General features: G+C 73.6%; 22 protein-coding genes. All 22 read left to right on the top strand.

Annotation, left to right across the window (positions count from 1 at the left end; translation table 11 throughout):
* The first annotated feature begins 397 nt into the window (after window positions 1–397).
* The 22 genes from E1211_RS17430 to aroQ all read left to right on the top strand — a co-directional run bounded on the left by E1211_RS17430 (window position 398) and on the right by aroQ (window position 24,259).
* Window positions 398–1,024 (top strand): hypothetical protein, encoded by a 627-nt coding sequence (locus E1211_RS17430; protein ID WP_132350056.1) that lies wholly within the window; start codon window positions 398–400, stop codon window positions 1,022–1,024.
* 152 nt (window positions 1,025–1,176) lie between these two features.
* The gene (locus E1211_RS17425) at window positions 1,177–1,638 is read left to right on the top strand and encodes a DUF948 domain-containing protein (protein ID WP_132350050.1); all 462 of its coding nucleotides are present in this window, start codon (window positions 1,177–1,179) and stop codon (window positions 1,636–1,638) included.
* A 30-nt stretch (window positions 1,639–1,668) separates the two neighbouring features.
* Window positions 1,669–1,974, top strand: a complete 306-nt coding sequence (locus tag E1211_RS17420) for a hypothetical protein (protein WP_132350049.1) — start codon at window positions 1,669–1,671, stop codon at window positions 1,972–1,974.
* On the top strand, window positions 1,971–4,649 hold the full coding sequence (gene alaS, locus E1211_RS17415) for an alanine--tRNA ligase (protein ID WP_132350048.1): 2,679 nt from the start codon (window positions 1,971–1,973) through the stop codon (window positions 4,647–4,649). The genes E1211_RS17420 and alaS overlap by 4 nt, the downstream gene beginning before the upstream one ends.
* A 73-nt stretch (window positions 4,650–4,722) precedes the next feature.
* On the top strand, window positions 4,723–5,181 hold the full coding sequence (ruvX, locus tag E1211_RS17410) for a Holliday junction resolvase RuvX (protein WP_132350047.1): 459 nt from the start codon (window positions 4,723–4,725) through the stop codon (window positions 5,179–5,181).
* Complete coding sequence (gene mltG / locus E1211_RS17405) at window positions 5,181–6,374, top strand: endolytic transglycosylase MltG (RefSeq protein ID WP_132350046.1); 1,194 nt, start codon at window positions 5,181–5,183, stop codon at window positions 6,372–6,374. Before ruvX ends, mltG begins: the two co-directional genes overlap by 1 nt.
* On the top strand, window positions 6,374–7,246 hold the full coding sequence (locus E1211_RS17400; RefSeq protein WP_132350045.1) for a shikimate dehydrogenase: 873 nt from the start codon (window positions 6,374–6,376) through the stop codon (window positions 7,244–7,246). The genes mltG and E1211_RS17400 overlap by 1 nt, the downstream gene beginning before the upstream one ends.
* A gap of 91 nt (window positions 7,247–7,337) precedes the next feature.
* Window positions 7,338–9,041 carry a glycosyl hydrolase gene (locus E1211_RS17395; RefSeq protein ID WP_132350044.1) on the top strand — a complete coding sequence of 568 codons (1,704 nt, stop codon included), beginning with the start codon at window positions 7,338–7,340 and terminating at the stop codon, window positions 9,039–9,041.
* A 254-nt stretch (window positions 9,042–9,295) separates the two neighbouring features.
* Window positions 9,296–11,191 (top strand): delta-60 repeat domain-containing protein, encoded by a 1,896-nt coding sequence (locus tag E1211_RS17390; protein ID WP_243709568.1) that lies wholly within the window; start codon window positions 9,296–9,298, stop codon window positions 11,189–11,191.
* Window positions 11,192–11,318: 127 nt separating this feature from the next.
* Window positions 11,319–11,837 carry a DapH/DapD/GlmU-related protein gene (locus E1211_RS17385; protein ID WP_132350055.1) on the top strand — a complete coding sequence of 173 codons (519 nt, stop codon included), beginning with the start codon at window positions 11,319–11,321 and terminating at the stop codon, window positions 11,835–11,837.
* Window positions 11,830–13,440 carry a lipopolysaccharide biosynthesis protein gene (locus E1211_RS17380; protein ID WP_132350042.1) on the top strand — a complete coding sequence of 537 codons (1,611 nt, stop codon included), beginning with the start codon at window positions 11,830–11,832 and terminating at the stop codon, window positions 13,438–13,440. Before E1211_RS17385 ends, E1211_RS17380 begins: the two co-directional genes overlap by 8 nt.
* 116 nt (window positions 13,441–13,556) lie before the next feature.
* Complete coding sequence (locus E1211_RS17375; RefSeq protein WP_132350054.1) at window positions 13,557–14,795, top strand: O-antigen ligase; 1,239 nt, start codon at window positions 13,557–13,559, stop codon at window positions 14,793–14,795.
* Window positions 14,792–16,378 (top strand): lipopolysaccharide biosynthesis protein, encoded by a 1,587-nt coding sequence (locus tag E1211_RS17370; protein WP_132350041.1) that lies wholly within the window; start codon window positions 14,792–14,794, stop codon window positions 16,376–16,378. Before E1211_RS17375 ends, E1211_RS17370 begins: the two co-directional genes overlap by 4 nt.
* Window positions 16,379–16,386: 8 nt before the next feature.
* Complete coding sequence (locus E1211_RS17365; RefSeq protein ID WP_132350053.1) at window positions 16,387–17,289, top strand: sulfotransferase domain-containing protein; 903 nt, start codon at window positions 16,387–16,389, stop codon at window positions 17,287–17,289.
* Window positions 17,286–18,545, top strand: a complete 1,260-nt coding sequence (locus E1211_RS17360; RefSeq protein WP_132350040.1) for a hypothetical protein — start codon at window positions 17,286–17,288, stop codon at window positions 18,543–18,545. Before E1211_RS17365 ends, E1211_RS17360 begins: the two co-directional genes overlap by 4 nt.
* A gap of 223 nt (window positions 18,546–18,768) precedes the next feature.
* Window positions 18,769–19,248 (top strand): UDP-N-acetylglucosamine--LPS N-acetylglucosamine transferase, encoded by a 480-nt coding sequence (locus E1211_RS17355; RefSeq protein ID WP_132350039.1) that lies wholly within the window; start codon window positions 18,769–18,771, stop codon window positions 19,246–19,248.
* A 101-nt stretch (window positions 19,249–19,349) separates the two neighbouring features.
* Window positions 19,350–19,961, top strand: coding sequence for a glycosyltransferase (locus tag E1211_RS17350; RefSeq protein WP_371686165.1), 612 nt, complete (start codon window positions 19,350–19,352; stop codon window positions 19,959–19,961).
* Complete coding sequence (locus tag E1211_RS17345) at window positions 19,958–20,878, top strand: glycosyltransferase family 2 protein (protein ID WP_132350038.1); 921 nt, start codon at window positions 19,958–19,960, stop codon at window positions 20,876–20,878. The genes E1211_RS17350 and E1211_RS17345 overlap by 4 nt, the downstream gene beginning before the upstream one ends.
* A 119-nt stretch (window positions 20,879–20,997) precedes the next feature.
* Window positions 20,998–22,176: a chorismate synthase gene (gene aroC / locus E1211_RS17335; protein ID WP_132350036.1), complete on the top strand. Its 1,179-nt coding sequence runs from the start codon at window positions 20,998–21,000 to the stop codon at window positions 22,174–22,176.
* A 20-nt stretch (window positions 22,177–22,196) separates the two neighbouring features.
* The gene (locus E1211_RS17330; protein ID WP_132350051.1) at window positions 22,197–22,703 is read left to right on the top strand and encodes a shikimate kinase; all 507 of its coding nucleotides are present in this window, start codon (window positions 22,197–22,199) and stop codon (window positions 22,701–22,703) included.
* Between the two features lie 39 nt (window positions 22,704–22,742).
* Window positions 22,743–23,825: a 3-dehydroquinate synthase gene (gene aroB / locus E1211_RS17325; protein ID WP_132350035.1), complete on the top strand. Its 1,083-nt coding sequence runs from the start codon at window positions 22,743–22,745 to the stop codon at window positions 23,823–23,825.
* Window positions 23,822–24,259 carry a type II 3-dehydroquinate dehydratase gene (aroQ, locus tag E1211_RS17320; RefSeq protein ID WP_132350034.1) on the top strand — a complete coding sequence of 146 codons (438 nt, stop codon included), beginning with the start codon at window positions 23,822–23,824 and terminating at the stop codon, window positions 24,257–24,259. Before aroB ends, aroQ begins: the two co-directional genes overlap by 4 nt.
* Window positions 24,260–24,290: the final 31 nt, after the last annotated feature.

Below are 24,290 nucleotides of genomic sequence, written 5' to 3'. Positions count from 1 at the left end.
CCCCGACGGTTCCCCCCGGCCCGGCCCGGCCGGACGGTCCGGTCCGGACGGTCCCGCTCGGCCGGCCGGTGGCGTGGACGAGCAGGGCCGTCCCGTGCCCGGCCGCCCCGCCGAGAGGCGGCCGGAGCCGGTGGATCGGGCCGCCGGTCGCGCGCTGCCGCCGCAGCGGGACCCCGGCCGGCCCGAACCGTCCGGTGTGTCGCCGGTCCCCGCGCACCCGGCGGAGCCACCCGTCACCGCCCGTGCGGCGGCCGTCGTCCCGCCGCCCGGTCCGGAGCCGGAGGTCGCGCAGCCCCAGCCGGCGGACCTTCCGGCGTTGCGTGACCCCGCCGACTCCGACGTGGTCGGCGCGTCGTCCGGCGGGCTGAGCGGCGCCCGCTCGGAGCTGCGTCGGCAGATGCGCGAGCGCCGCCGGCTGCGGTTGGCCGCGCTGGCACTGGTCAGCCTGGTGCTGCTCGGAGCGGTGCCGCTCTACTTCGGGTTCCGCACGCTCAGCCGTGACCCGGTCTTCGACACCCTCGACGCGCTGGACGTGCCGGGTTGGGCGACGGCGAAGACGGTGGATGACGTCAGCGGCAGCCGCTGGTGCCTCATCGAGTGCCGGTTGCGGGAACGCACCGTCACCTCCGAGCGGTCTCCTGAGGAGACGGTGAAGGCGTACGAGGACGCGCTGCGGCAGGACGGCTGGCGCCCGTGGAAAGTGGCCATGTGCCCGGCCCAGCAGCCGGAGAAGGGGAGCTACACCTGCTGGCGCAAGGACGAGCTCACCCTCGACCTCTGGGTGCGGCCGCCGGCCTGCGTACCGCCGCCGGTGGACGGAGAGCCGGCGATCGTCCCGTCTCCCGACCCGTCGACCGCTGCGCAGACGTGCACCGGATCGTTGGTGTCGGTGAAGGTCCGTAACGCGATCGACGACGAGCGGACCCGGCCGCTGCCCAGCACCGAACCGTCGCTGACCGGGGACGAGCCGCTACCGACGTTGACCGGGGATCCGCTCGGCGAGCTGAGCCCCACACCGTCGTGAGCCGATTTCCATCACGGACGGTAGGGTCTGGGGCTGGCAGGCCCGGCCGCGCCCGCTGACCGGCAACGGTCGTGGAGCGGCGGTGCGGGCGTAACGGTCGCGCGTTTCCGGGGACGTCCGGTTCGGTGTAGTTCTGCTCGAGGAGGACAGGCGTGGGCATTTTGGAGATCGCGGCGCTGATCGCGGCGATCGCGTTCGCGATGCTGGTGTTGATCCTGACCCTGCCCATCCTTCGGCTGCGGCACACCGTGGACGCCACCACCCGGATGATCAACGACCTCAGCGACCGGACCGGTCCGCTGCTCGGTGACGTGAACACCACGGTGAAGAACGTCAACACCACGCTGGAGCAGGTGCAGACCTCCCTCGACGGGGTCAACCTCCAGCTGGCCAAGGTCGACACGATGACCGGGCACGCCCAGAACGTCACCGCCAACGTCGCCAACCTGGTGGCCGTGGTCTCCGCCGCCGCGGCGAACCCGCTGGTCAAGGTCGCCGCCTTCGGTTACGGCGTACGCAAGGCGGCCGCGGCGCGCCGGCACGCGGAGACCGAGCGTGAGGTGCGCGACACCATCAAGCAGCAGCGGCGGGCCGCCCGTCGGGGCGAGCGCTGACCGTCGGCGCGAGCGGAGGGCGCGAGGAACATGAGACGTTTGTTCTGGTTGGGCATCGGGCTGGCCGTCGGCGTGGTGGTGGTCCGCAAGGTGACCCGTACCGCACAGTCGTACACCCCGGCCGGCATCGCGAGCACGCTGTCACAATCTGCTGGCGACCTGACCGGGTCGCTGCGTAGCTTCGTGGCGGACATCCGGGTCGGGATGGCCGAGCGCGAGCAGGAGATTCACCAGGCGTTCGCCCAGGGTGAGGCGTTCGACGACCACTTCGCCGACCTGCGGGAGGACCCGCGGATCGGCGATCGAGAGATCTTTCCGGAGGAACACCAGCGATGAAGACGGCGGAGATCAAGCGGCGGTACCTCGCGCACTTCGAGGCGAACGGTCACGCCGTGGTGCCGTCCGCTCCGCTGCCCGCCATCAGCGACCCGAACCTGCTCTTCGTCAACGCCGGCATGGTGCAGTTCGTCCCGTACTTCCTGGGGCAGCAGGCCGCGCCGTACCAGCGGGCGGTCAGCGTGCAGAAGTGCATCCGCACCCCCGACATCGACGAGGTCGGCAAGACCAGCCGGCACGGCACGTTCTTCCAGATGAACGGCAACTTCTCCTTCGGCGACTACTTCAAGGACGGGGCGATCCCACTCGCCTGGGACCTGGTGACGAAGTCGCAGGAGCAGGGCGGTTTCGGTCTGGACCCGGAGCGGATCTGGCCGACGATCTACCTGGACGACGACGAGGCGTTCGAGATCTGGCGTTCGGTGGGGGTGCCCGCCGAGCGGATCGTGCGCCGTGGCAAGGCCGACAACTTCTGGTCGATGGGCATTCCCGGCCCGTGCGGCCCCTCTTCGGAGCTGTTCTACGACCGGGGGCCCCAGTACGGCGAGGAGGGCGGTCCGGCGGTCGACGAGGACCGCTACATGGAGTTCTGGAACCTCGTCTTCATGCAGTTCGAGCGGGGCCCGGGCGTCGGCAAGGCGGACTACCCGATTCTTGGTGAGCTGCCGGCGAAGAACATCGACACCGGCATGGGCCTGGAGCGGATGGCCTCGATCCTGCAGGGTGTGGACAACCTGTACGAGATCGACGAGGTCCGGCCGATCCTGGACCGGGCGGCCGAGCTGACCGGCAAGCGCTACGGCGCGCACTCCAGCCACGTGGCCAGCGAGTCGCACCCGGACGACGTGCGGCTGCGGGTGATCGCCGACCACGTGCGGACGGCGTTGATGCTGATCGGCGACGGCGTGACCCCCTCGAACGAGGGGCGGGGCTACGTGCTGCGCCGCATCATGCGCCGGGCGATCCGGGCGGTGCGGCTGCTCGGCTGGCAGGACCGGGCGCTGCCGGAGCTGCTGCCGGTGGCGCGGGACTGCATGGCGCCGTCGTACCCGGAGCTGGCGACCGACTTCGACCGGATCGCCGACTACGCGTACGCGGAGGAGGACGCGTTCCTCTCCACGCTGCGGGCGGGTACCACGATCCTGGACACGGCGATCGCCGAGACCCGCAGCGCGGGGCGTGCGGCGCTCACCGGTGAGAAGGCGTTCCAGCTGCACGACACGTACGGCTTCCCGATCGACCTGACCCTGGAGATCGCGGCGGAGCAGGGCCTGCAGGTGGACGCGGAGGGCTTCCGGCGGCTGATGGCCGACCAGCGGGCCCGGGCGAAGGCGGACGCGCAGGCCCGCAAGACCGGACACACCGACCTGTCGGCGTACCGGTCGGTGCTCGACGCGGACGGGCCGGTGGAGTTCACCGGCTACAGCGAGGTGTCCCGCGAGTCCCGGGTGCGGGCGCTGCTCGGCGCGAGCGGCCCGCTGGGCGCGGCGGTCGAGGGCGACACGGTCGAGCTGGTGCTCGACACCACCCCGTTCTACGCGGAGGGCGGTGGCCAGCAGCCGGACCACGGCATGATCACCGTCGGTGGCGGTCAGCTCGAGGTGCTGGACGTCCAGCAGCCGGTGCCCGGCCTGATCGTGCACCGCGCGCGGGTGGTCCGGGGCGAGGTGCGCCCGGGTGAGAGCGCGTACGCGGAGATCGACACGAGCCGGCGGCGGGCCATCTCCCGCTCGCACACCGCGACCCACCTCGTGCACCAGACGATGCGGAACTTCCTCGGTGAGTCGGCCACCCAGGCCGGGTCGCTGAACGCGCCGGGCCGGCTGCGCTTCGACTTCAACACCCCCACCGGGGTCTCGCCGAGTGTGTTGCGGGACGTGGAGCAGCAGGTCAACGAGGTCCTGCTGGCCGACATGGAGGTGCACGCCTTCATCACCTCGCTGGACGAGGCGCGGCGCATCGGGGCGATGGCCCTCTTCGGCGAGAAGTACGGCGAGCAGGTGCGGGTCGTCGAGGTGGGCGACTACGCCCGGGAGCTCTGCGGCGGCACGCACGTGGCCCGTTCCGCGCAGCTCGGTCTCGTGAAGATCCTCTCCGAGTCGTCCATCGGTTCGGGCGTACGCCGGGTCGAGGCGCTGGTCGGGATGGACGCGTTCAACTTCCTGGCCCGGGAGCATCTGCTGGTCTCCCGCCTCGCCGAGCTCTACCGGGTGCCGTCGGAGCAGGTCGCCGACCGGGTGGAGCAGACCGTCACGCAGCTGCGGGACGCGGAGAAGGAGCTGGAGAAGCTCCGGGCCCAGCTGGTGCTGGGCGGCGCGAGCGCGCTGGCCGCGCAGGCGAAGGACGTGCGCGGGGTCGCGTACGTCGGCACCGAGGCGCCGGAGGGCGCGGCCGGTAACGACGTGCGGACCCTAGCCCAGGAGATCCGCGGCAGGATCGACCCGGCCCGGCCGGCGGTGGTCGCGGTGGCGGCCCGCAGCAACGGCAAGGCGTCCCTGGTGGTCGCCGTGAACCAGGCGGCCCGCTCGCGGGGTCTGGCCGCGTCCGACCTGGTGAAGGCGGCGTTCTCCGGCCGTGGCGGCGGCAGCCCCGACCTGGCCCAGGGCGGTGGCCTGCCGGCCGCCGAGGCGCCGAACCTGTTGCTCACCGTCGAGAAGGCGATCGCCGAGGCGTGATCGGCGACCGTCGGGAACCGGGGTGGACCATCGCGTCCATCCCGGTTCGTCGCGATCAGGGTGGTGATCGTCCGTGACCGGGTTGTCGCGCGGAGTCCGGCTCGGCGTGGACGTCGGGCAGGTGCGCATCGGGGTGGCCCGGTCCGACCCGCACGGCGTGCTGGCGACCCCGCTGCTGACCGTCGCCCGTGATCGCACGGCCGCGCCGGAGGCGACCCCCACCGATCTGGTGGAACTCGCCGCGCTGGTCGTGGAGCACGAGGCGGTGGAGGTGGTCGTCGGGCTTCCGGTCGATCTCGCCGGCCGGCACGGACCGGCCGCGATGCAGGTGAAGGCGTACGCTGACCGGCTGGCCGGTGTAATAGCGCCGGTACCGGTAACGCTCACCGACGAGAGGATGTCAACGGTCGTGGCTTCTCGTAGGCTGGCCGAGCGTGGCGTCCGAGGCAAGCGCCAACGTGCGGTGGTCGACCAGGCCGCCGCGGTGGAGATTCTGCAGAGCTGGCTGGATGCGCAGCGGAGGCGGACGTAATGATCGACGATCTCGATCTGGGCTTCGACGAGGCGGAGCGGGGGGAGAAGGGCCGGCACCGGCGCAGCTTCGTCCGCAAACGCAACGGCAAGGGCGGTGGCCGGGGCAAGACAGTCCTGGCGTTGCTGCTGGCCCTGGTCCTGCTGGGCGGGATCGGCGGCGGCGCGTTCTACGGTTTCGACCGGATCCAGAACTACTTCGTCACTCCGGACTACGACGGTGGCGGCAGCGGTGAGGTCCGGGTCGAGATCAAGCAGGGCGCCCTGCTCGCCGACATGGCCAATGCCCTCTACACCGCCGGGGTGGTGAAGAGCCCGAAGGCGTTCATCGAGGCCGCGGCCGAGAACTCGCGCAGCAAGAACATCCAGCCCGGCCTCTACAAGCTGCGCAAGGAGATGAGCGGGGCGCACGCGGTCACCGCGATGCTCGACCTCAAGAACAAGATCGTCAACGGGATCACGATCCCGGAGGGCCGTACCGCGAAGAGCATCTTCAAGCTGCTCGCCGAGAAGACCAAGATCCCGGTGAAGGAGTTCGAGACCGCGGCGAAGGACCCGATCGGCCTCGGTGTGCCGGACTGGTGGTTCACGCGCAGCGACAAGAAGAAGGTCACGCCGTCGGTCGAGGGCTTCCTCTACCCCGACACGTACGAGATCCCGCCGAAGGCCACCGCGGAGAGCATCCTCTCGATGATGGTGGAGAACTTCCTGACCGTCACCGGGCAGATGGAGTTCGCGGACAAGGTGCAGAGCGAGCGGAAGATCGCCCCGTACGAGGCGCTCGTCGTGGCGTCGCTGGCGCAGGCGGAGGCGGGTAACAAGGACGACCTGGGCAAGGTCGCGCGGGTCGCCTACAACCGGGTGTACGGCGACTTCGACTGCAACTGCCTGGAGATGGACGTCACGGTCAACTACTACCTGGAGTTGATTGGCAAGCCGACGAAGCGGTCCGCCGACATGACCGCCGCCGAACTCGACGACCCGAAGAACCCGTACAACCGGAAGCTGCGCGGCCTGCCGCCGAGCCCGATCAACAACCCGGGCAAGGAGGCCATGGCGGGGGCGATGGACCCGCCGCCGGGCAAGTGGTTCTACTTCGTGGCGATCGACAAGGAGGGGCACTCCGAGTTCGCGGAGACCTACGAGCAGCACGAGCGCAACATGCAGAAGGCCCGGGAAGCCGGGATCATCTGATGACGGCGCACCGGGCGGCGGTGCTCGGCAAGCCGATCGCGCACTCCCTCTCCCCGGTGATCCACAACGCCGGCTACGCGGCGGCCGGGCTGGCCGGGTGGTCGTACACCCGGATCGAGTGCGCGGCGTCGGAGCTGCCGGGCCTCGTCGCCGGCCTCGGACCGGAGTGGGCCGGGCTGTCGGTGACGATGCCCGGCAAGGAGGCGGCGCTCGCGGTGGCCGACGCCGCCTCGCCGGTCGCGGTCGCGATCGGCGCGGCGAACACGCTGGTACGCCGGCCGGACGGCGCCTGGTACGCCGACAACACCGACGTGACCGGCATGGTCGAGGTGCTCACCGGTGCGGGCGTACGCCCCGGCGCGACGGTGACCGTGCTCGGCGCGGGCGGGACCGCGCGGGCGGCGCTGGCCGCGGCGGTCCGCCTCGACGCCCGCGAGGTGACAGTGGTGGCCCGCCGCGAGGCCGCCGTCGACGAGCTGCGTCCGGTGGCCGACGCCCTCGGCGCGCCGATGGTCGGGGCCGCCTGGGCGGACGCCGCCACGTACCTGGACGCCGACGTGGTGGTCTCGACAGTGCCGAAGGGGGTCGCCGACCCGCTCGCCGCAGCGGTCCCCTGGCGGCCACGGACCGTCTTCTTCGACGCGGTCTACGACCCGTGGCCGACCCCGATGGCCACCGCCGCGGCGGCGGCCGGCTGCCGGGTCGTCTCCGGGTTGGAGCTGTTGCTGGCGCAGGCGGTCGGCCAGTTCGCGCAGTTCACCGGCGTGCCGGCGCCGCGCGAGGCGATGGCCGCCGCGCTCGCCGACGCCCGCCGGCGACCAGGGCCGTCGACGGCCGGCGAGGCGCTGTTGCCTCCCTTATCCGACGGTTAAGAAGCTCTTAGGTCCCGCCGACTTCCTCACGGACGGTCGCCGTCATCGATACGCTGCTCTCCGTTACCGAAGCAGACACAGGGAGTTTCCCGTGAGCAGGCACGGAGTGCACCGCCTTCCCCGTAGCGGCCGTCCCCGGCGCAAGGCCCTCGCGCTCGGCGTGATCGGCGCGTCGGTGGTGACCGGCATCGTGGCGACGATGATGCCGCTGCTGGCCGCGGACGAACACTCGATCCCGGCGATCGCGGACACCACGGCCACCCGGGTGCCGCAGGACGGCGACAACGCGGTGAAGAGCACCCTCGCCACCTGCGCGGCCCGCTGCGACGGCAACCCGCGCGGCGGCCGGGACGCGGTCATCCGGTTCGCGGTGACCACTCTCCCCGCGACGGCGGTCAACGTCCGGGCGACGCTGCGGGTGCACTCCTGGCGGGCGTTCGCCGCCACGGTGACCGCGCACGCCTCCCCGGTCGACGCGGCGGTGGCCCGCCCGGCACCGGTGACCCCGGGCCCGGCGGTGGACACCGTGACCGGCGTGCGACCCGGCTTCAACGAGTGGGACGTCTCCCCGCTGGTGACGGGGAACGGCACGGTCACGCTGGCGCTGGCGCAGACCGGCCTCGAGACGAGGATCTACTGGGCGTCCGCGGAGAACCGCGATCCCGAGCTGCGCCCCCGCCTGACGGTCACCTACGACGTCGGTGGCCGGCCGGCACCGACGCCGAGCACCGCCGACCCGACGCCGCCGTCGCAGAGCGCGTCACCGAGCGCCTCGGCGCGGCCGTCACCGACGGCGAGCCCGAGCCGGCCCTCCCCGCGCCCCACGCCGAGCGTCTCCACCGGCTCCGGGCGCTGCGGGGAGGTGTCGCCTGAGCTCGTGCCCGCCTGCGGCGCCTGGTGGGGCATGTACTCGCCGACCAGCGCCGCCGACGGCTGGGACCACGGCCGGGCGGTCGCCGAGGTGGAGGAGCAGGTCGGCCGGCGGTTCGACATCGTGCACCGCTACCACGACTTCTCCGGCACCGGCAGCAACGGCGCCTTCCCCGACACGTACCAGCGGGAGCAGATGCGCGAGGGAAGGCTGATGTTCTTCGCCTGGGAGTCGCGGATCTTCTCCAGCGGCAAGGTGCTGACCTGGGCTGACGTCTACGGTGGCCGGTACGACGCGACGATCGACGCGGTGGCCGGGCGAATCCGGGACACCGGCGTGCCGGTCTTCATGGGCTTCGACCACGAGCCGGAGGACGAGCCGGAGAAGGGCAGCGACGCCGAGTTCGTCCGCGCCTGGCGGTACGTGCACGACAGGTTCGCCGCCGCCGGGGCGGACAACGCGGTCTGGGTGTGGACGATGATGGGCTGGTCCGGGCACTACGACAGGTACGCCGGCCTCTACCCCGGCGACCGGTACGTCGACTGGGTGGCGTACGACCCGTACAACTTCCACGTCTGCAACGGCAGCAGGGTGTGGAAGAGCCCCAGCACCACCATCGGCGCCTTCTACCGCTGGCTGGACGAGCACGGCATCGGCGCCGGCAAGCCGCGGATGCTCGCCGAGTTCGGCACCAACTTCGACACCGCCGACCCGGCCGCCAAGCGGCGGTGGTTCGAGGAGTTCCCGGCCGCGCTCAAGGCGCACCCGAAGATCAAGGCGGCGGTCTACTTCAACTCGCCCGGCATGACCACCACCACGGCCAGCTGCAACATGACGATGAACCACGACGCCGCGGCGCTGGCCGGGTTCACCCGGGCCGGGCAGGACGGCTATCTGCGCCAGCCCACCCCGGGAGGCCGCTGACGATCGGGCGTCCCCGACGACCCGCGGGGCCGGGCGGCGCGACCCCCGACCCCGCGGGTTCTGTCAGGTAACGGATCGACTGACCGCCCAATCGGCGGATGCCGTCTGCCAGGGTCGGCGAGGCACGCTACGCGCGTTGTCATCCACCTTGGAGGCGCAGCGTGCCCGAGCTCCCGATCCGCCGGCGTGCCGCCGGAAGACTTCGCATCTGGGCGGGGGCGGTCGCGCTGACCACCGTCGCCGCGTTGGTGGTGATGCCGCCCGCGTCCGCGGCGGCCGTCGTACCCGCCCCGGAGTCGGCGACCCTCGTGTCGGCGAACCCCGCCAACAGCACCCCGCACGCCCGTGACGGTGAGACCCGCGCCTTCGCCCAGATCGGCGACCTGGTCTACGTCGGCGGAAGCTTCACGCAGATCCGGCAGACCGCCACCTCCGCGTGGACCGTCCGGCGTTACCTCTTCGCGTACGACCGGACCACCGGGACGATCTCCACCACCTTCCTGCCGGTGCTGGACGGTGCGGTGAACACGCTTGTCGCCGGCCCGAACGGGACGCTCATCGTCGGCGGCGCCTTCAAGAACGTCAACGGCGTCTCGCGCAAGAACCTGGTGGCCCTCGACCCGAGCACCGGCGAGATCGTCGACAGCTGGGTCGGCCGCTCCGACGGCGGCAACGTCCGGGACCTCGCGTTGCACGGCAACCAGCTCTACGTGGCCGGCGCCTTCAACTGGCTGAACGGCACCGCGCACGCCGGCCTCGCCCGGCTGAACGCCAGCACCGGCGCGATCGACCCCACCTTCACCGTCGACGCCACCACCGGACGCCATGACACCTCGTCGTACGTCTGGACCATCGACGTCTCGCCCGACGGCGGAACCCTGGTCGTCGGCGGCAACTTCCTCTACCTCGACGGGCTGCCCCGCAACCAGATCGGCCTGGTCGACCTGACCGGCACCCCCAGCGTGATCGACTGGAGCACGGAGAAGTACGTGCCGCCGTGCGCCGCGCCCGAGACGTTCGTGCACTACGTGCAGGACGTCAAGTTCGGCGGCGACGGCAGCTGGTTCGTGGTGGGCAGCAACGGGGGCGCCGGCTGGCCGGCCGCCTACTGTGACGCGCTGATCCGCTTCGAGACCGCCGCCCGGGGCAGCGGCCAGCTCGCCACCTGGGCCGACTTCACCGGCAACGACACCATCACCTCGGTCGAGGTCGCCGACAACGTCATCTACCTCGGCGGGCACTTCCGCTGGCTGAACAACCCGAACCGGAGCGACAACGCCGGTCCCGGGGCGATCGACCGGCTCGGCATCGCGGCGGTCACCCCGGCCACCGGCCTGCCGGTCAACTGGAACCCGCGGCGCAGCGGCGGCTCGTCGCTGCCGTCCGGGGCCAGCTCCTGGGGCTCCGCCGTGCCGGTGCTCTGGCGCGGCTCCGACGGGCTCTACTTCGGGCACAACTCCGACGGTATGGGCGAGGAGTACCACGGCCGGCTCGGCATGTTCCCGCTCGCCGGCGGGCGCACCATCACCCCGAAGAACGCGCCCACCGAGACCACCGGCAACCTCTACCTCAGCATCGGGGCGGCGACGCTGGCGAAGGTGCCCTTCGACAGCGCCAACCTCGGCACACCCACGACGGTCAGCCAGCCCAACTACGTCGGCGCCGGCGCGACCTGGCGGGTCGCCGACCGGATCTACTGGTCGCGTGCCGTCGCCGGCACCCCCACCGGCAGCCGGATCGACATCTCGCTCTTCAACGGCGGTGCCATCGGCGCGTCGTGGGAGGCCTCGGGTTACAACGACTGGTTCAACGCGGCGGCGATGACCGGCGCGTTCTACCTCGACGGGCGGCTGTACTACACGCGGACCGGCGCGAACGCCCTCTACTACCGCTACTTCGAGATCGACGGCAACTACCTCGGTGCCACCGAGTTCGCCCTGCCCACCACCGGGGTGACCTGGTCCGCGGTGCGCGGGATGGCCTGGGTCGGCGGCCGGATCGTCTACGGCGCCACCGACGGGACGCTGCGCAGCGTCCCGTTCGACCCGACGGCGGCGCCGGCGGTGGACGGGACGGCGGCCACGGTGATCGCGCCGGCGGCGCCGGGACTGAGCTGGTCCACGCCGTCGACATTCTTCTCCGTGCAGTGAGGGTCCACCGTTCGTAACCAAACATCGATAGATTGTTCACTCCGGGCCGGCGGCGGGCGACCGTCGCCGGCTCCGCGAACGTGGGGAGGGGTCGTTGGTCGGCGCCGGTGGTTTTCGCGGTGGACGTCTGGTGCGCGCGGTGTTCGCGGTCAAACGTTCCTGGTACCGGCTCCGCTATCGCCGGCTCACCCTCGGGCGGGACGTCGAGATCCGGGGCCGGATCCGGTTGCGCCGCGGGGTGCGGGTGACCATCGGCGACCGGACCCGGCTGAACAAGCTGGTCCGCTTCGCCGGCCCCGGCGAGGTCCGGGTGGGGGCCGACTGCCTGCTCAACGCCACCTGGATCGGCACCTGGACCTCGGTGACCGTCGGCGACCGCTGCCTGCTCTCCGACTGCGAGCTGCTCGACAACGACTTCCACAACCTGCCCCCGGCCCAGCGGCACGCCCCGCCCACGGCGGCCACCCGGGCGCCGATCGTGGTCGAGGAGAACGTCTGGATCGGCGCGCACGCGCTGGTGCTCAAGGGAGTGCGGGTCGGCCGCGACTCGGTGGTCGGCGCCGCGACGGTGGTGCGCGGCGACGTGCCGCCCGGGGTCGTGGTCGTCGGCAATCCACAACAGACTGTGAAGAAGTTCAATGACTGATGCGACGCCCGGCTCCTGGCCCGCCGACCGATCGTCCCGCGACGGGCCGCCGCGTACGGTCACGCTGACCGACCTGCTCCGCGTACCGCTGCACCGGGCACGACTGGTCGCGGGCGCGGCGGCGGTCGGCCTGCTCGCCGCGCTCGGCTACCTGCTGCTGGTGCCGCCGCAGGTGACCGCGAGCGCGGTGGTGGCGGTACGGCCGGTGGTCACCGACGCGTTCACCCCCAGCGGCGCGGCCGCCGACCGCGCGGTGAACATGAACGTGGAGAGCGGCATCGCCACCGGCACCGAGGTGGTGCAGCGCCTCGCCGACTCGGTCGGCGGCGATCCCCGCGACATCCGGGCCGCGCTCGAGGTGGAGGTCCCCACCGGCGGGCAGATCCTCCGCTTCGTCTACCAGGCGCCGGACGCCGACCGGGCGGTGCGGGCCGTCAACCTCGCCGCCCAGGCCTACCTGGACGTGCGGCGCGCCATGTACGAGAAGCAGCGCGCCGAGATGCTGCGCTCGTACGACGAGAGCATCGCCAAGGTGGTCACCCAGCAGGGCGCGGTGCAGCGGCGCGCCAACAGCGCCAAGGGGACCGCCGCCGCGGACGCCGCGGTGGCCGAACTCGCCGGGATCAACAACCAGCTGACCCAGCTCAACGCCGCGCGTACCGAGATCGCCGCCGTCGACGTGAACCCCGGCTGGGTCACCCAGACCGCCGAGCGGGCGCTGGCCTCCTCCGCCGGGAACCGGCCCCTGTTCCTGATCGCCGGCCTGCTCGGCGGGGTCCTCCTCGGGGTGGTGCTGGCCTACGTCTGGGAGTCGGTGGACCGGCGGGTCCGGTCGGTGGTGGACGCCCGCGACGCCACCGGCTTGCCGATGCTGGGCACCGTGCGGCGGCAGCGGTTCCGCGGCCGGCGGCGCGCGGTCGACGCCGACGTGCGTTACGTGGCGATGGCGATCGCCGAGCGGGTCCGCCAGCCCGCCCGGGTGGCCCTGCTCGCCGCCCGGGAGGACCCGACCGCGCTCACCGCCAGCCTGGCCGTGGCGTTGTCCGCCGAGGGGCGGGAGGTGTACGTCGCCGACGACCACGGGCGGGTGGAGCGGTTGCGCGACGCCGTGCTCGCCGACCGCGGGCGGCTGCCGGCCGTCGCCGACGCGGCCCGGTCGATCGTGCCGAAGCCCCGGGTGGCCGGCACCCCGGTGGTGACCGGCCCGGCGGCGGAGCCCGGGGCGGCCCGGCGGCCGTCGCCGCACCCGGCCGGGGCCCGCCCGTCCAGCGACCCGGACGCCACCCTCACCTTGCCCCGGGTGGGGTCCGCGCCGGCCGCCCGCAACGGTCGGGTGATCGGCGCGGACGAGGTGACGGTGGGCATCGGCAGCGTCCGGTTCGGCAGCTGGCATCAGGGCGCCGACCACGGCCTGGTGCTCTACAACGCCCCGCCGGCCGAGTCGGACGAGCGCGGCGTGGCGATCGCCCGGCAGGGCACCGCCGTGGTGGTGGTGGAGCGGGACCGGACCCGGCAGAGCGACCTGCGCCGCCTGGTCGAGCGGCTGCGGGCCGCCGGCGTCAGCCCCCTCGGCTTCGTGCTCACCCGCAGCGGTTGGGGCTGACCGTGGTCACCCGCGCCCCGGCGACCAGCGAACCGGGCGGGGAGGCGCCGCGCCCGGCCGGACCGCTCGACCCGTCGAAGCCGCTCCCGCCGCTGCTGCCGCTCTGGCCGCTGGCGATGATGTTCGGGCTGGTGCCGCTCTGGTGGCTGACGGGAGCCTTCTACCTCGGCTGGCCGTTGTTCGGCGCGCTGCTGCTCGCCCTCCTGCTGACCCGGGGACGGGTGCCGCTGCCCCCGGCCTCGGGAAGCTGGCTGCTCTTCCTCGCCCTCGTCGTGGCAAGCGCCACCCAGGTCCAGTCGGCCGCGTCGGTGCTCACCTTCGGCCTGCGGCTCGGGTTCTACCTCACCGCGCTGGTCGTCGGGGTGTACGTCTACGCCGCCGCCCGGGAGCGGGCCGACCTGGTGCGCGTACTCACCCCGCTGGCCGCGTTCTGGTTCGCCCTCGTTGTGCTGGGGTGGCTCGCGGTGCTGACGCCGCGGCTGGCGATGACCACCCCGGTGGAGGTGCTGCTTCCGGGCGGTGTCGCGAGGACACCGTTCATCCAGGACATGGTCCACCTGAGCACCGCGGAGTACAGTGCGCGTTCGCTCAATCCGATCTACCGGCCGGCGGCGCCGTTCGCGTACACGAACAACTACGGCAGCGCGTACGCGATGACCCTGCCCTGCGTGGTCGCCTTCACCATGCTGCGCCGCCACGGCGTGCTGCGACTGGCGCTGCTCGTCTCGCTGCCGTTGTCGTTGCCGCCGGCCTTCCTCACGCTGAACCGGGCGATGTTCCTCAGCCTCGGCGTCGGCCTGGCCGTGCTCGGCGTCCGGGCCAGCCTCCGCGGCAACGTGCGGGTGGCCGCGTCCCTCGTCGGTGTGGTGGTGATCGGCGCGATCGCCACGCTGTTCATCCCGATCGCCGACCTGATCAACCGGAGGGTCGAGTCGAGCGACACCAACGCCGACCGGCTCTCCCTCTACCTGGAGGTGCTGCGTCGGGTGCGGGACTCGCCCTGGTTGGGCCACGGCGCTCCGGTCAATGTGGACACCGTCTCGGCGGACGCCCCGATCGGCACGCAGGGGCAGCTCTGGATGGTGCTGTTCAGCCACGGGGTGCCCGCGCTGCTCTGCTTCCTGGCCTGGTTCGTCGCCGCCGCGGTGATCTGCGGCCGGGCCACGTCGGCGGCCGGGCAGTGGCTGGCCGTGGTGCCGGTGGTCTGCCTCGTGCAGATCCCGTTCTACGGCATGGCGAACCAGAACCTCGCGGTCGCCTTCTTCGCGGTCGCGTTCGCCATGGCGCTGACCGTACGCGAGCGATCGCGGGGCCCGGCGCGTCCCGTCGCGCGTCCCGTGGCGGTGTCCGCGTGACGGCCGTCGACACCGGCCGGGAGCCCACCCCGGGCGGCGGGGCCGACGGCGAGGCGGAGGCGCGGCGCAGCGCCCGCAGCGGCGCGGCCGGGCTGATCGGTGCCGCGACCAGCGGACTCTTCGGCTTCGTGCTCGCCGTGGTGATCACCCGCGGCTACGGCACGGTGGGCTCGGGCGCGTTCTTCGCGGCGATCGGGGTGGTCACCGTCGCCACCGCCGTCTGCACGCTGGGCGCGGAGACCGGGCTGATGTGGGCGGTGCCCCGGCGGCGTGCCGGCGAGCGCGGCGACGCGGCGCGGGTGCTGCCGGTCGCGCTGATCCCGCCGTTGGCCGTCGCGCTGCTGGTGGCCGGCGTCGGGGTGGTGAGCGCCGCGGCGCTGGCGCCCCGGTTGCTGGGCGGCTCCGGCGCCGAGGGCGCGCCGCTGCTGGCGCTCGCCTTCGCGGCGGTGCCGGTGGTGGTCGGGACGACCCTGCTGCTCGCGGCGCTGCGCTGCGTACGCCCGATCCGCGCCTACGTCGGCGTGCAGTTCCTCCTGCTGCCGGTCGCCCGGCCGGTGCTCGTCGGCGCGGCGGCCCTGGCCGGCGGTGGCCTGGTCGCCGGGATGGGCGGCTGGCTGGTGCCGGCCGCGATCGCCCTGCTGGTCTGCCTCGCACTGGTCGCCGGCCCGCTCGGCGTCGGGCGCGGCGTGACGCTGCGGCCGTCGCGGGGGGACTGGACGTGGTTCTGGCGCTTCGCGCTGCCCAGGGCGGCCTCGGCGGCGATCGACGCGGGCAGCATGTGGGTGGGGGTGCTGCTCACCTCGGTGCTCGCCGGGCAGGCCGACGCGGGTGTCTTCGGGGCGGTCGGCCGCTACATCCTCGCCGGGCAGCTGGCCATGCAGGGCCTGCGGGTGGCGGTGTCGCCGCAGCTGTCGCGGCTGCTGGGGCGCGGGGAGCGGGCCGCCGCGGCCACCGTGCACCGGCGGCTCACCACCTGGGCGCTGGTGCTCTCCTGGCCGGTCTACCTGCTGCTGGCCGTCTTCGGGCCGGCCTTCCTGCAGCTCTTCGGCTCCGAGTTCGCCGCGGGCGCGCCCGCGATGACCGTGCTCGCCCTCGCCATGCTGATCAATACCGGCGTGGGCAACGTGCAGAGCCTCCTGCTGATGGGTGGCCGCAGCGGCCTGCACCTGACCGCCGCGCTCGCCGGTCTGCTCGTCACCGTCTCGCTGGGACTGTGGCTCATTCCGGCACACGGCGCCACCGGGGCCGCGCTGGCCTGGGCCGCGGGTATCGCCACCGAGAACCTCACGGCGGCCGGGTTCGCCCGGGTCGTCGTCGGTCAGCCGCTGGTCGACGCGGGCCTGCTGCGGGCGGCGGTCGGCACGGTCGCCGGGGTGGGCGCGGCCACGCTGGTCGGCGTGCTCGCCGCCGGGCGGGGCATCCCCGGGTTGGCGGTGGCGCTGGCCGTGCTGGCGGTCGGCTGCGTCGGCATGTTGACGATGCCCCGGGTGCGACGGCGTCTCCGGGTGATTATGGGACAGATCCGCGGGCGGGAGAGGGCGTCGGACGACGCCGGCTCCGCTGCGGCGACGAAGGGCAGGTGAGGTACGTCGTGCCGTCCATCCGTGACCGGGTCAAGCAGCTCGTACCGCCCCAGGTGACCGACCGGGTGAAGGAGTCCCTGGTCGACTACGGGGTGCGGACCAGCGACCGGCGGCCACTGCCGGACTTCCTCATCATCGGCACGAAACGCGGCGGCACCACCTCGCTGTGGAACTACCTGATCCAGCATCCGCTGGTGCCGCGGCTCTTCCCCGCCTGGAACACGAAGGCGTCGCACTACTTCGAGGAGAACTGGCGCCGGGGTGAGGCCTGGTACCGGTCGCACTTCCCGACGCAGCGGCAGCGGGCGGCGCTGGCGAGCCGGCACGGCGCACCGGTGCGGGTCGGCGAAGCGGCGCCGCTGTACATGTTCCACCCGCTGGCGGCGCAGCGCGTCGCCGCGCTCATGCCGTCGGTACGGCTGATCGTCCTGCTGCGCGACCCGGTCGAGCGGGCGTACTCGCACTGGAAGGAGCGGCGTACCCACGGCATCGAGCCGCTGGACTTCGCCGACGCCCTCGCCGCCGAGGAGGAGCGCACCGCGGGGGAGCGGGAGCGGCTGGTCGCCGAGCCGGATTACCACAGTGAGCGGTACGACTGGTACAGCTACCGGGCCCGGGGGCGCTACCTGGAGCACCTGGAGCCGTGGCTGGCGCGGTTCGCACCGGAACAGTTCCTCTTCCTGCCCAGCGAGGACCTCTACCGCGATGCCCGGGCGACGTATCGCCGGACGCTCGACTTCCTCGGCCTACCCCGCCACGAACTGCCCGACTTCAAGGTCTACAACGACCGGCGGTCCGCGCCGCTGGATCCCGGCGTGCGGGAGGAGTTGACGGCGTACTACCGGCCGTACAACGACGCGCTGCGGCAGCGGCTCGACCTGGACCTCGACTGGCCGGGCCGGGCGGCGTGACGGCGACGATCGGCGCCGCCGGCGATCCCCGGTCCCGCGAGGACGGTCTGGGCTGGGTGACCCGTGCGGTCTTCGGCGACGAGCGGGTCACGCTGACCGTCGGCGCCGCCCCGCCGGCCGGTCACCGGGTGGCGGCCCGCTACGCGGTCGTCCCGTCGGTGTCCCGGGCCCGGTTCCTGCTGCCGCTCGGCGCGCCCCGGGCCACCGCGGCGGCGCTGCTGGCGTACAACGCGCTGCGGCCGCCGCGGGTGCGCGCCGTGCGGGCCGCGCTCGGCGGGCTCTCCCGGGTCGGCGCGGCGGGTCGGGCCTTCCCCACCCTCACCGTGTCGGTGCCGAGCGGCGCCACCTCGGGCGCGCTGCTGCTGGCCGAACGGCTCGGCGAGGCGCTGGCCGCCGGCCCGCTGCACGCCGGCTGCGGTGTGCGCCCGCCGGACCCGAACCACAAACCGACCCTGGCGCTCTTCACCGGCGACGGCCGGCCCCGCGGGTACGCGAAGATCGGCTGGAACGGCGCGACCCGGGCCCTGGTCTCCGCCGAGGCCGCCGCGCTGCGCGAGCTGGCCGAGCTGACCGGGGTGCCCGACCATCCGGCGACGCCCCGGCTGCTCGCCTGCTTCGAGTGGGCCGGGCAGGTCGTCGCCGTGATCGAGCCGTTGCCGCCCCGGGTACGCGGGGTGCCGGTCACCGAGCCGCCCCGGATCGCCGCGCTGCTCGCGGTGGCGCGTCGGGGCCGTGGCGCCCCGCCACCCCGGCCGTTGGCGGGCTCGCCGTTCCTCGACCGGCTGACCGCCGAGGCGGCCCGGGCGGGCGCCGCCGACCCGTCCGGCCGGCGCGCGGTCGCCGCCGTGGCCGCGCTGGCGGGGCGGTACGGGGCCACGGCGCTCGAGTTCGGGCACTGGCACGGTGACTGGGTGCCGTGGAACCTCGGCCGGCACGCCGGTGAGCTGGTCGCCTGGGACTGGGAGCACAGCGCGCCCGACGTGCCGCTCGGCTTCGACCTGGCGCACGACGCGTTCCAGCGGGCCCTGGTCCTGCGGGGCGAGCCGGCGGTGGCCGCCGCCGGGGCGGTCGACGCCGCACTCGACAGGTACGGCGACCAGCTCGGGCTGGATCCCGCGCAGCGCCGGGCGGTGGCCGACGCGTACCTGGTGGAGATGTGGCTGCGGACCTTCCGGCTGGCCGACGCCGGCGCGGGCTGGAACGAGGCGCTCCATCCGGCGCTGCTGGACGTCATCGAGAAACGACATAGCGCGTGATCCTGGCGGTTCGCCGCGCCGACGGGCGTTGACCGTTGGCGTAGCGTGACGGAAGAATTGCTGGTCGTGATGGCGGTCGATGGACTGCCGTGGCCGGCGGGCCCCTGGCTCGCCGGCGGAACATCTATCGATCACCCAGTCGCCCTATACACCGGCCGGACGACCTGTGATCTGCTTCTGCGTGGCGCCGGCCGAAATTCCAAGCGAATCTGTGGGGAGTCGCGTGGACGTGAACATTGAGGACGGAGGGCCCCCGGTCCTGCTGCTGGTCGGGTCCAGCGGGGGACATCTGGCCCAACTGCTGGCCCTGCGACCGTGGTACGAGAAGTGGCGACGGTGCTGGGTCACCTTCGACACGCCCGAGGCGGTGTCGCTGCTCGCCGGTGAGGAGCTGGTGCCCGCGCACCATCCGACCACCCGGAACGTGCCGAACCTGCTGCGCAACGCCGTGCTCGCCTGGCGTGTGCTGCGCAGCCGGCGGATCGCCGCGGTGGTGACCACGGGCGCCGGGGTGGCGGTGCCCTTCGTCGTGCTGGCCCGGCTGCGGCGCGTTCCCACCGTCTACATCGAGGTGTACGACCGGATCGACACCCCGACGCTGACGGCGCGGCTCTGCCGGCCGTTCCTCTCCGCCATGCTCGTGCAGTGGGACGAGCAGCGGCGGCAGTACCCGGAGGCGACAGTCGTGGGGACGCTGCTGTGAGCGGGGACGCGAGCACGGACACCACCGCGGCGCACCGGCCGGCCCCGGGCCGGTTCGCGCCGTACGTCACCCGCCCCGTCGGCCGCACCGACCCGGCGCGGGTGCCCCGGCAACGCGACCGTGCCGAATCCGCGCGGGTGCAGTTGCTCGTCGCCGTGGGCACCGACAAGCACCCCTTCGAGCGCCTGCTGCGCTGGCTGGAGGAGTGGCACGTCGAGGCGGCCGACCAGGTCGGTCTCACCGTCCAGCACGGACACAGCCGGCCTCCCGCCGTGCCCGGCGCGGTGCCGTTCCTCGGCCACGAGGCGTTGCAGACCGCGATGGCCGGCGCCGACCTCGTGGTCTGCCACGGCGGGCCGGCGACCATCCTGGAGGCGCGCCGCCACGGCCACCTGCCGATCGTGGTCCCGCGGAACCCGACGCTCGGTGAGCACGTCGACGACCACCAGCAGCTCTTCGCCCGCCGGCTCGGCGCGGCGGGCATGGTGGTGCTCTGCGAGTCCCGTGAACAGCTGTGGGAGGCGCTCGCCGCCGGGCTGGCCGACCCGACCCGGTACGCGGTCGCCACCGACGCGGCCGCCCAGGACGCGCAGCTGGCGGCGGTGACCCGGGTGGGCCAGATCGTGGACGAGCTGGTCGCCGCCGCGTCCCGGCGCCGCCCCGGCTGGCGGCCGTGGACCCGGTCGGCCCGCGGTGCGGAGCGTGACCGGTGACGGCCCGGCCCTCGGTCAGCGTCGTGGTGCCCACCCGGGACCGGCCGGAGCTGCTCCGGGCCGCGATCCGGGCCGTCCTCGACCAGGAGCACCCCGGCGCCGTCGAAGTGGTGGTGGTCTACGACCAGTCCGACCCGGACCTGTCGCTCGAGGAGCTCTCGAGGCCCGACCGGCGGGTCCGGGTGCTCCGCAACGCACGGACGCCCGGACTCGCCGGCGCGCGCAACACCGGCAGCCTCGCCGCCTCCGGTGAGCTGGTCGCGTTCTGCGACGACGACGACGAGTGGCTGCCCGGCAAGCTCGCCGCCCAGGTCGCGGCGCTCACCGCCGCGCCGGACGCCGAGTTCGTGAGCTGCGGCATCCGGGTCAGCTACGACGGGCACACCGTCGACCGGGTGCTCGACCGGGAGCGGATCGTCCTCGCCGACCTGCTGCGGGACCGGATGACCGAGCTGCACCCGTCCACCTTCCTGATCCGCGCGGCGGCCCTGCGGGACGGGTTCGGGCTGGTCGACGAGGAGATCCCGGGCAGCTACGCGGAGGACTACGAGTTCCTGCTCCGGGCCGCCCGCAGCGCCCCGCTGGTCAACCTGCGCACCCCGTACGTGCTGGTGCGCTGGCACAAGCGGTCGTACTTCGCCCAACGGTGGGACACCATCTCCGCCGCGTTGCAGTGGCTGCTGGAGCGCTACCCCGAGTTCGCCGGCCAACCCACCGGCGAAGCCCGGGTGGCCGGGCAGATCGCCTTCGCCCGGGCCGCCTCCGGCGACCGGCGCGGAGCGCTGCGCTGGGCCCGCCGCACGCTGCGCCGCAATCCCCGCGAACCCCGGGCCTACCTGGCGCTGGCCGTGGCCGGCCGGGTGGTCCGCGCCGACGCGGTCCTGCGTACCCTGCACCGGCGCGGCCGGGGGATCTGAGCCCGACCGGTCGGGGCGGGTCGGCGCGCCCCGGCCGGTCGGCGGACACCACCGTCCGCAGGGCGGGACGGGGTGGGCACCGCACCGGACCGACCACACGGCGTGACAAACTTGCGCCTGTGTTGCGCTGGCTGACCGCAGGTGAATCGCACGGACCCGCCCTCGTCGCGCTGCTCGAGGGGGTGCCCGCCGGGGTCGAGGTGACCACCGGCGACATCTCCGCCGAGCTGGCCCGTCGCCGGCTCGGCTACGGCCGGGGCGCCCGGATGTCGTTCGAGCAGGACGAGGTCGAGATCATCGGCGGCCTGCGGCACGGCGTCACCCTGGGCAGCCCGGTGGCCGTCCGGGTCGGCAACTCCGAGTGGCCGAAGTGGCGCACGGTGATGGCCGCCGACCCGGTGGACCCGGAGGAGCTGGCCGGGCAGGCGCGCAACGCCCCGCTCACCCGCCCCCGGCCGGGGCACGCGGACCTCGCCGGCATGCAGAAGTACGGCCACCTCGACGCCCGGCCGATCCTGGAGCGGGCCAGCGCCCGGGAGACCGCGGCCCGGGTCGCCGTCGGCGCCGTCGGCAAGGCGCTGGTGAAGCAGACCCTCGGCATCGAGATCGTCTCGCACGTGGTCGAGCTGGGTCCGGTCGCCGTGAAACCCGGGCTGCGGCCCCGGCCGGAGGACGCCGAGCGGATCGACGCCGACCCGCTGCGCTGCCTCGACCCGGAGGCGAGCGCCCGGATGGTCGCCGAGGTCGACGCCGCGAAGAAGGACGCCGACACCCTCGGGGGCGTGGTCGAGGTGCTGGCGTACGGGGTGCCGCCGGGCCTGGGCAGCCACGTGCAGTGGGACCGCAAGCTCGACGCCCGGCTCGCCGCCGCGTTGATGTCCATCCAGGCGATCAAGGGTGTGGAGATCGGCGACGGCTGGCAGCAGGCCCGGTCACGGGGCTCCGCGGCGCACGACGAGATCGTCCCCACCGCCACCGGTGTCCGGCGTCTCACCGACCGGGCCGGCGGGTTGGAGGGCGGCATCACCACCGGCGAGCCGCTCCGGGTCAGGGCCGCGATGAAGCCGATCTCGTCACTGAACCGGGCCCTGGCCACCGTCGACGTGACCAGCGGCGAGCCGGCCACCGCGATCAACCAGCGGTCGGACGTCTGCGCGGTCCCGGCCGCCGCCGTGGTGGCCGAGGCGATGGTCGCCCTGGTGCTCGCCGAGGCGACCATGGAGAAGTTCGGCGGCGACTCGGTCGCCGAGATCCGCCGCAACCTGGCCGGCTACCTGGACGCGCTGGTGATCCGGTGAGCGGGGCGGCGGCGGCCGGGGTGACCCGCCCGGTCTGCGTACTGGTCGGCGCGCCCGGCTCGGGCAAGACCACTGTCGGGCAGGCGCTCGCCGCCGGGCTCGGGGTGGAGTTCCGCGACACCGATCTGGACATCGAGCGGATGGCCGGCAAGCCGATTCCGGAGATCTTCATCGACGAGGGCGAGGCGCACTTCCGGGCGCTCGAACGGGCCGCGGTGGCCGCCGCGCTCGCCTCCTGCCCGGGGGTGTTGGCGCTCGGCGGTGGCGCGGTGCTCGCCGAGGAGACCCGCGCCGCCCTGGTCGGGCATCCGGTGGTGCACCTCTCCGTCGAGCTGTCGGACGCGGTCAAGCGGGTCGGGCTCGGCGCCGGCCGCCCGCTGCTGGCGATCAATCCGCGGGCGACCCTCAAGCACCTGATGGACCAGCGTCGCCCGCTCTACGAGGAGGTCGCCACGGCGACGGTGCGCACCGACGGGCGCCTCCCGGAGGAGATCGCGGCCGAGATCCACGCCCTGCTGAAGCGCTGACGTCGCCCGGTCCGGGTCGGCTCGACTAGGCTGCCCGCGATGGACGAGGTGACCCGGATCCCGGTCGGCGGCGGCGAGCAGTCGTACGACGTGCTGGTGGGACGCGACCTGCTCGACACGCTGCCCGGCCTGCTGCCCGGGGCGACCCGGGTGGCGCTGCTGCACGCCCCACCGCTCAAGGAGTTGACCGACGCGCTCGGCGAGCGGCTGCGCGCCGAGGGCATCGCCCCGCTGCCGATCGAGGTGCCGGACGCCGAGGCGGGCAAGCGGATCGACGTCGCCGCGGCCTGCTGGGACCAGCTCGGTGAGGCCGGCTTCACCCGTACCGACGCGGTGGTCGGGGTGGGCGGCGGCGCCGTCACCGACCTGGCCGGCTTCGTCGCGGCCTGCTGGTTGCGGGGGGTGCGCTGGGTGCCGGTGGCCACCTCGCTGCTCGGCATGGTCGACGCCGCGGTGGGTGGCAAGACCGGGATCAACACCGCCGCCGGCAAGAACCTGGTCGGCGCCTTCCACCCGCCGGCGGGGGTGATCTGCGACCTCGCCACCCTGGACAGCCTGCCCCCGGCCGACCTGGCGGCGGGGCTCGCCGAGGTCGTCAAGTGCGGCTTCATCGCCGACCCGGTGATCCTCGACCTGGTCGAGGGGGACCCGGCGGCGGCGCTCGATCCGACCGGCGCGGTGACCCGCGAGCTGATCGAGCGGGCGATCGGGGTCAAGGCCGACGTGGTCTCCGGCGACCTGCGCGAGTCCGGCGTCCGCGAGGTGCTCAACTACGGCCACACCCTCGGGCACGCGATCGAGAAGGTGGAGGGGTACCGCTGGCGGCACGGGCACGCGGTCGCCGTCGGCGTCGTCTACGCGGGCGCGCTGGGCCGGCTCGCCGGCCGGCTCGACGAGCCCACCGCGCGCCGGCACCGTACGGCGATGGCCGCGCTCGGCCTGCCCACCGGCTACCCGGCCGACGCCTGGCCGCAGTTGCTGGCTGCGATGCGGGTGGACAAGAAGGCCCGGGGGAGTCGGCTGCGTTTCGTGGTGTTGGACGGGCTGGCCCGCCCGGCGATCCTGGAGGGGCCGGACGACGCCCTGCTGCGCGCCGCGTACGAGGAGGTGGCGCAGCCGTGAGGGTGCACGTGTTGAACGGGCCGAACCTCGGCCGGCTGGGCACCCGGGAGCCCGCCGTCTACGGGGCGAGCACCTACGCCGACCTCGTGGCGCTCTGCGAGTCGACCGGCCGGGAACTCGGCCTGGACGTCACGGTGCGGCAGACCGACGCCGAGCACGAGCTGCTCGGCTGGCTGCACGCCGCCGCGGACGAGGGTGCGGCTGTCGTGCTCAACCCGGCCGCCTGGTCGCACTACTCGTACGCGGTCCGCGACGCCTGCGCGATGCTGCGCGGGCCGTTGATCGAGGTGCACATCTCGAACATCCACACCCGCGAGGAGTTCCGGCACCACTCGGTGGTCTCCGCGGTGGCCACCGGGGTGATCTGCGGGCTGGGCCTCGACGGGTACCGCCTCGCCCTGCACCATCTCGCCGCCGGTTCCGCCGCTCGCTGAACCCGCTCGCCTGGCTCGCCCGCCCCCGTCC

Source organism: Micromonospora sp. 15K316 (assembly GCF_004348525.1).
Taxonomy (GTDB): Bacteria; Actinomycetota; Actinomycetes; order Mycobacteriales; family Micromonosporaceae; genus Micromonospora.
Note: the sequence above shows the minus strand (reverse complement) of the source record. Positions and strands in the feature narration are given on the sequence as shown.

Bases quoted from the DNA above. Each gene is read 5' to 3' on its own strand.
- E1211_RS17400 (WP_132350045.1), top strand. From the start codon at position 6,374: ATGACGGCGCACCGGGCGGCGGTGCTCGGCAAGCCGATCGCGCACTCC.
- E1211_RS17420 (WP_132350049.1), top strand. From the start codon at position 1,669: ATGAGACGTTTGTTCTGGTTGGGCATCGGGCTGGCCGTCGGCGTGGTG.
- E1211_RS17375 (WP_132350054.1), top strand. From the start codon at position 13,557: ATGATGTTCGGGCTGGTGCCGCTCTGGTGGCTGACGGGAGCCTTCTAC.
- alaS (WP_132350048.1), top strand. From the start codon at position 1,971: ATGAAGACGGCGGAGATCAAGCGGCGGTACCTCGCGCACTTCGAGGCG.
- mltG (WP_132350046.1), top strand. From the start codon at position 5,181: ATGATCGACGATCTCGATCTGGGCTTCGACGAGGCGGAGCGGGGGGAG.
- E1211_RS17430 (WP_132350056.1), top strand. From the start codon at position 398: ATGCGCGAGCGCCGCCGGCTGCGGTTGGCCGCGCTGGCACTGGTCAGC.
- E1211_RS17380 (WP_132350042.1), top strand. From the start codon at position 11,830: ATGACTGATGCGACGCCCGGCTCCTGGCCCGCCGACCGATCGTCCCGC.
- E1211_RS17390 (WP_243709568.1), top strand. From the start codon at position 9,296: ATGCCGCCCGCGTCCGCGGCGGCCGTCGTACCCGCCCCGGAGTCGGCG.
- aroB (WP_132350035.1), top strand. From the start codon at position 22,743: ATGGACGAGGTGACCCGGATCCCGGTCGGCGGCGGCGAGCAGTCGTAC.